Annotated in this window: 5 protein-coding genes; 4 read left to right on the plus strand and 1 reads right to left on the minus strand. The window is 41.7% G+C overall.

The genetic code is table 11. The annotated features are described in order from the left end of the window. The first annotated feature begins 5 nt into the window (after window positions 1–5). From rluD to clpB, 3 genes are all read left to right on the plus strand, one after another. Entirely contained in the window at window positions 6–983 is a 978-nt protein-coding gene (rluD, locus tag B6K83_RS03475) for a 23S rRNA pseudouridine(1911/1915/1917) synthase RluD (RefSeq protein ID WP_085283237.1), read from the plus strand. After that, window positions 973–1,806, plus strand: a complete 834-nt coding sequence (gene pgeF / locus B6K83_RS03480) for a peptidoglycan editing factor PgeF (protein WP_198951651.1) — start codon at window positions 973–975, stop codon at window positions 1,804–1,806. The genes rluD and pgeF overlap by 11 nt, the downstream gene beginning before the upstream one ends. Window positions 1,807–1,957: 151 nt before the next feature. Beyond that, window positions 1,958–4,546: an ATP-dependent chaperone ClpB gene (gene clpB / locus B6K83_RS03485; protein ID WP_085283239.1), complete on the plus strand. Its 2,589-nt coding sequence runs from the start codon at window positions 1,958–1,960 to the stop codon at window positions 4,544–4,546. A gap of 50 nt (window positions 4,547–4,596) precedes the next feature. On the opposite strand, the gene B6K83_RS03490 is transcribed toward clpB, so the two are convergent. Next, on the minus strand, window positions 4,597–5,046 hold the full coding sequence (locus B6K83_RS03490; RefSeq protein ID WP_085283241.1) for a hypothetical protein: 450 nt from the start codon (window positions 5,044–5,046) through the stop codon (window positions 4,597–4,599). 241 nt (window positions 5,047–5,287) lie between these two features. Between B6K83_RS03490 and pssA the strand changes: the two genes are divergently transcribed. Next, the gene (gene pssA, locus B6K83_RS03495; protein WP_085283243.1) at window positions 5,288–6,127 is read left to right on the plus strand and encodes a CDP-diacylglycerol--serine O-phosphatidyltransferase; all 840 of its coding nucleotides are present in this window, start codon (window positions 5,288–5,290) and stop codon (window positions 6,125–6,127) included. Window positions 6,128–6,795 lie beyond the last annotated feature (668 nt).

Here is a 6,795-nt window from a genome sequence, read left to right on the forward strand (position 1 = left end):
GTTTAATGGCTGAAAAAATTCAACACCGGGATACAGTTCCCGAATCATGTTTAGGTAAACGCTTCGACCAAACTTTGGCGGAAATGTTCCCAGATTATTCGCGTTCACGCTTGAAAGAATGGATTTTAGCCGGGCATGTTAGCGTTGACGGTAACGTCGTCGATAGAGCCCGAGAAAAAATGTTTGGCGGTGAGCAAATTGTCATTAATACAGAAATTGAGCCGGAAGTTCGCTTTGAGGCGCAAGATTTGCCATTAAATATTGTTTATGAAGACGACGACATTTTAGTGATCAACAAGCCGGCGGGTTTTGTTGTACACCCAGGTGCTGGCAACCCAGATGGCACAGTACTCAATGCGTTATTACACCACTGCCCACAGTTAGATATTGTGCCCCGAGCAGGTATAGTACACCGGTTAGATAAAGACACGACAGGTTTAATGGTGGTAGCGAAAACAATCGCTGCACAAACTAACCTGGTTGAATCATTGCAAGCTCGTGAAATAACGCGAGAGTATGAAGCCATAGCTAATGGTATTATGACCGCGGGTGGCGTTGTTGACCAACCTATTGGTCGCCATGCAACAAAGCGTACTCATATGGCGGTCACTTTTTCAGGTCGGCCATCAGTGACACATTATCGTGTTATGGAGAAGTTTCGGCTACATACTCGATTACGGTTACGCTTAGAAACTGGCCGTACCCATCAAATTCGTGTGCATATGGCTCATATTACCCACCCGTTAGTTGGTGACCCTGTTTATGGCGGCCGCCCGAGACCGCCGAAAAATGCCTCAGAAGCCTTGCGGGAAACGTTACGCCAATTTAAGCGCCAAGCGTTGCATGCGGTAATGCTTTCGTTATACCACCCAATTACTGGGGTACAAATGACCTGGCATGCTGATATTCCCGAGGATATGGTCAAGCTAACCAATATGTTACGAGACGACACTAAGCTTAATCTAGTCGAGGGTGACTATTAAAACTGATCACCTTATATCGGTTGAGTGGCCAGTACCCAAGGTGCTGGCTTTTAGTACCACGCGCTTATTTCCCGTTGAAAACAATACCACTTTAGACCTTAAAAATTCGTTCTGTAACGCTAAACAAAGACCAGAGCGTATGGAAAAGTTTGCTAGCTTCAACTTAGGCGATCATGTTGGCGACAACCCTGATGCTGTGGCCGCTAATAGAGTTTTATTACATAAACTTCTGCCGGCGTCGACAAAAATTCAATGGCTAGAGCAAGTACACGGTAACCATGTTATTGAGGTGGATGCACAGCATAATAAGGCTCTTGTTGCTGACGCTAGTGTTACTCGTAAGCAAGGTATTGCATTAGCTGTTTTAACAGCCGACTGTTTACCTATCCTACTGACCAACCGTGACGGCACTGAGGTTGCGGCAATTCATGCAGGTTGGCGCCCTTTGGCTGGCAATATTATTCAGCATACCGTAGCAAAAATGCAGAGCAAAGCAGAGCATATTTATGCGTGGCTTGGCCCTTGTATTGGTCCTCAAGCCTTCGAAGTTGGTGAAGAGGTAAAGCAAGCGTTTTCTCGCCTAGCTCAACAATTGACCGTGGCATTTACACCGCGTCTTGAAGCATGTGTGGCGGCGAATGAAAAAAAATACGGGGCAGATTTACAACAAATAGCCAAGCTACAATTGATGGCATTGGGTATTCACAACGTGGTCAATATGCCGAAGTGTACATTTCAGCATGCCACTCAATATTATTCCTATCGCCGAGACGGCCAAACGGGTCGCATGGCTAGCATTATTTGTATAAAAGCAAACGCTTAAGTCTTATTACCGTGATACTGGCATTTGCGCGTAGTCATAACAGAAATTAAGCAGCATTATTCGCCTACCTTGCTTGAAAATTCAACACTGTGTCTCTATATCAGAGGTAACGATAAAGTAAGCCCAGTAATATGGCATTAGGAGAATATTTATGCGTTTAGAGCGATTCACTCAAACCTTTCAAGTGGCAATATCTGATGCACAATCTATTGCATTAGGTAAAGACCATCAGTTTATAGAACCCGTACATTTAATGCTTGCATTATTAAATCAAAATGCAAGCAGTATTAATTCATTACTAAAAAGTGCAGGGATTAACCTTGCCGCCCTGCGAAGTCAGGTCGAAGCGGCGATAGCCGAATTGGCGCAAGTTTCGGGCACGGGTGGTGAAGTACAACTGTCATCAGCGTCAGCCAATATTTTAAACCTCTGCGACAAATTGGCCCAACAACAAGGGGATAAATATATATCGTCTGAGATATTTATTCTGGCGGCGTTACAAGATAAAGGGAAACTTGGACAAATTTTAAAAGCGTTAGGTGCTAGTGAGCAAAGAGTTCAAGACGCAATCGCCCATATTCGTGGTGGTAAAAATGTCGACGATGCTAATGCTGAAGAAACTCGTCAGGCTCTAGAAAAATATACAGTAGATTTAACAGAGCGTGCAGAGCAAGGTAAGTTAGATCCCGTTATTGGTCGAGATGATGAGATCCGCCGCACCATACAAGTATTGCAGAGACGCACTAAGAATAACCCGGTATTAATTGGACACCCTGGCGTCGGCAAAACCGCAATTGTAGAAGGCCTAGCGCAACGCATTGTTGATCATGAAGTGCCTGAAGGCATACGCAATAAGCGTGTTTTATCGCTAGATCTTGGCGCTTTAGTTGCCGGCGCTAAATACCGTGGTGAATTTGAGGAGCGCCTGAAAGCCGTATTGAATGAATTAAGCCAGCTAGAAGGGCAAGTTATTCTATTTATTGATGAATTGCATACCATGGTTGGCGCAGGAAAAACTGATGGTGCGATGGATGCCGGTAATATGTTAAAACCCGCATTAGCGCGAGGAGACTTGCACTGTGTTGGTGCAACAACATTAGATGAATATCGACAATACATAGAGAAAGATGCGGCGTTAGAGCGACGCTTTCAAAAAGTGTTAGTTGATGAGCCAAGTGTCGACGACACCATTGCCATATTACGAGGTTTAAAAGAGCGTTATGAACTTCACCATAATGTTGAAATTACCGATCCTGCAATAGTTGCTGCTGCCGCGTTATCACATCGTTATGTCAGTGACCGGCAATTGCCGGACAAAGCGATTGACCTCATTGATGAGGCGGCATCGAGTATTCGTATGCAGATGGACTCGAAACCTGAAAACTTAGATCGAATAGAACGACGCCTCATTCAATTGAAACTAGAGCAACGGGCCTTGTCTAAAGATTCAGACGCAGCTTCCAAAAAACGTTTAGAGCTGATCTCAGATGAAATTGAAAGCTGTCAAGCAAGTTATGATGAGTTAGAGGAAGTCTGGAAGACTGAAAAAGCGGCAATTCATGGTACTCAAGCCATTAAAACAGATCTAGAGCAAGCGCGCATTGAGTTGGAGGCTGCGCGGCGTGCCGGCGACTTAAATACCATGGCTGAACTCCAATACAGTCGAATTCCAAACTTAGAAAAGCAATTAGATCTGGCCAGCCAAGCTGAAATGCAAGAAATGACCTTGCTGCGCAATAAAGTGACAGATGTAGAAATTGCGGATGTACTAAGTAGAGCAACCGGAATACCTGTTTCTAAAATGCTTGAAGGAGAATCAGATAAGTTATTACACATGGAAGATAACTTACATAAACGCGTTGTAGGGCAGTCAGAGGCCGTAGTTTCCGTCTCGAACGCTATTCGACGCTCTCGAGCCGGTTTAGCCGATCCAGATAAACCCATAGGTTCATTTTTGTTTCTTGGCCCAACCGGGGTAGGTAAAACAGAACTAAGCAAAGCCTTAGCACACTTTTTATTCGATAGTGAAGAAGCACTAGTACGTGTTGATATGTCTGAGTTTATGGAAAAACATGCGGTAGCGCGTTTGGTTGGTGCTCCCCCAGGCTATGTGGGTTACGAAGAAGGCGGCTACTTAACTGAGGCGGTAAGACGTAAGCCGTATTCGGTAATTTTACTTGATGAAATTGAAAAAGCGCACCCTGATGTGTTTAATATATTATTGCAAGTATTAGACGATGGGCGTTTAACTGATGGTCAAGGTCGTACGGTAGACTTTAAAAATACCGTAATTATCATGACCTCAAATATTGGCTCGGATATTATTCAGGAATACGGTGATAATAGCCAATACCAAGCAATGAAAACCAGTGTGATCGCGGAGCTTTCTCGACACTTTAAACCGGAATTTTTAAACCGGGTTGATGAAACTGTGGTGTTCCACCCACTACTTGCAGAGCAAATCAAAAGTATTGCCGATATTCAAATATCAGCATTAATTAAGCGATTAGAAGAGCGGGATATCACAATGAAGCTGTCAGAAGAGGCATTATCGTTTGTTGCTGCCGCAGGCTTTGACCCTATTTTTGGTGCACGGCCGCTTAAACGTTCGATCCAACAAGAGATTGAAAACCCACTGGCGCAGAAGCTACTGGCAAATGAATTCTCAGCTGGTGCGCATATTGATGTGGATTTTAATGACGATCACTTAACTTTCACAGCGAGCGCATGCGATGGTTAAATCGCAGGGTTAAAATAATTTGAAAGTTAAACTTAATTAGGCCGAGGTGCTTATTGTTCAGAGTCAAGACAATAAACTTCGGCCTGTTTAGTATTCATAGCCAACTGTTGTTGCTTTTCAAGCGCAGTTAAAATTTTGATATTACCTTGTTCATCTTTATATTGAATGTTGTCAAAATTTTCTAAGGTATTGATATTTTCTCTAGCGGTAACACATTTGTCGTTACTTGCAATACGCATTTGCTCTGTATTAGCTTTATTGGTTAACGCACTATCATCGATTGGTAAGCCTTGGCCCGTAAGGTTTTTAGCCATGGTTGCCGTTGATTTTTGGTTATTGATCATACTCATTTCGATGTAGTCATCATGTGCAGGTTGGTGCTGACTAAAATGTACAATATTTTCTTTATCTACCCACCGATAAATAGTCAGTCGCTCTGCGGCTGTAACATCAAAGTAGACGCTTACCGTAAAAAGTAGCGTTAATATTTTAAAGTGCATAAAGGTGGCTATCCTTAATTAATACTTTTGTTTTTATTATCAGTAAAACCGTTACGCTGAAAGTTACAGCAAGTGACTAAAGTTTTAACCCCTAAACCTTTTTATAACAACACAACCGTTAGTTTACAAATTTTTGCTTAAATTATTCATAATTCATTGTGACTAACACTAGAGCATATATTTAAATCTATGCTAAATTAGCCCGTTAAGATTAACGTTTAGCTATTATGATGGTTTATTTATGTCGAAAAATGACAATGGCACGACACCAAAGCACGGTATTTACTTGTTACCTAATGTGTTAACCACTGCTGGTTTATTTTCAGGATTTTATGCAGTTGTCTCATCAATGAATGGGCACTTTATTAGTGCTGCAGTGGCTATATTTATTGCAATGATATTTGATGGCTTAGATGGTCGAGTGGCGCGAATGACCAACACACAAAGTGATTTTGGCGCCGAGTATGACAGCATGGCAGATATGGTGTCTTTTGGTATAGCACCCGGATTAGTTGCCTATAATTGGGCACTTTCAGGCTTTGGGAAGTTTGGTTGGTTAGCGGCGTTTATTTTTGTTGCGTGTGCTGCCTTGCGTTTGGCGCGCTTTAATACTCAGGTTGGCGTTGCAGATAAACGCTATTTTCAGGGGCTAGCAAGCCCAGCTGCGGCAGGGGTTATTGCAAGTCTGGTTTGGGTTGGTACTGAGTATGAAATTAAAGGCGAACAATATGGATTTATTATTGGCCTTATTACTATTATTACAGGGTTACTCATGGTTAGTAACTTTAGATACAATAGTTTTAAAGAAGTAGATTGGAAAGGCAAAGTAAACTTTGTAGTGTTGTTATTAATAGTCTTGGTGTTTGTGGTTGTAGCTTCTAGTCCAGAAAATATATTACTGATAGTTTTTGGTTTGTATGCTTGCTCTGGACCAATCACTACCATACGCTCAGTCAAAAAATTGAAATTAGAGCATGTCGTAGGTGACGACACCGATGCTGACTTCCATCAACGCAATACAAGCTCAAGCACACCACATACTGAACAAAAAGGAAACTCGGTAGAGTCAAAAGATAATTAAGCTTATTGTCGAATCTTAGGTTTGAGCAAAGAGAATGTATCGTAAATGTCGCAGGTTATTATTAAGCTATAGAATAATAGTAAACCGCATCTATACACTGAATTAAAATAAAGTATAAAAATACAGCAAGGCGATATCAATACGCTATAATTTATCGCTGCAAAAGCAAACATAAAAGTATGGCTTGTATAAATAAAAAGCAAACGAACACATTTTTGCAATTTAATTGCATTTAGCGGTTGACGTGGGGCGATAAATCTCTAAAATGCGCTCCACTTCTTCGGGACAAGTCGAAGAGGCGGTTTTAATAGGTTATCTAGCGCGGTTTTGGCTGATTTAGTTAACTTAACGTTTTAAAGTAAGGGTTTTAAATGTTCTGAAAAGAATGTTTAAAAAGTTTCAAAAAAGCGTTGACATTAAAACTGAGTTGCGTAGAATGCGCATCTCGCTTCAGAAGCCCTTAGCGTCAAGCAAAGAGCGGCCTGTAGCAACGAAGCAAAACGAATGAGCTTTTGTTTCAGTTAACTCTTTGAGTTAACGCTCTTTAACAATTAGTTATCATGCAATTTGTGTGGACACTCACATTAATGTTGATTTTACCTAGTTATCCTTTCTTCGGGAAGTGCATAACAAAAAAACAGCTTAATATGATGTCACACAAAAATATG

This window comes from Colwellia chukchiensis (assembly GCF_002104455.1).
GTDB classification, from domain to species: Bacteria; Pseudomonadota; Gammaproteobacteria; order Enterobacterales; family Alteromonadaceae; genus Cognaticolwellia; species Cognaticolwellia chukchiensis.

Excerpts from the sequence above, each read along its gene's own strand:
- rluD (WP_085283237.1), top strand. The coding sequence starts at position 6 with ATGGCTGAAAAAATTCAACACCGGGATACAGTTCCCGAATCATGTTTA.
- pssA (WP_085283243.1), top strand. The coding sequence starts at position 5,288 with ATGTCGAAAAATGACAATGGCACGACACCAAAGCACGGTATTTACTTG.
- B6K83_RS03490 (WP_085283241.1), bottom strand. The coding sequence starts at position 5,046 with ATGCACTTTAAAATATTAACGCTACTTTTTACGGTAAGCGTCTACTTT.
- clpB (WP_085283239.1), top strand. The coding sequence starts at position 1,958 with ATGCGTTTAGAGCGATTCACTCAAACCTTTCAAGTGGCAATATCTGAT.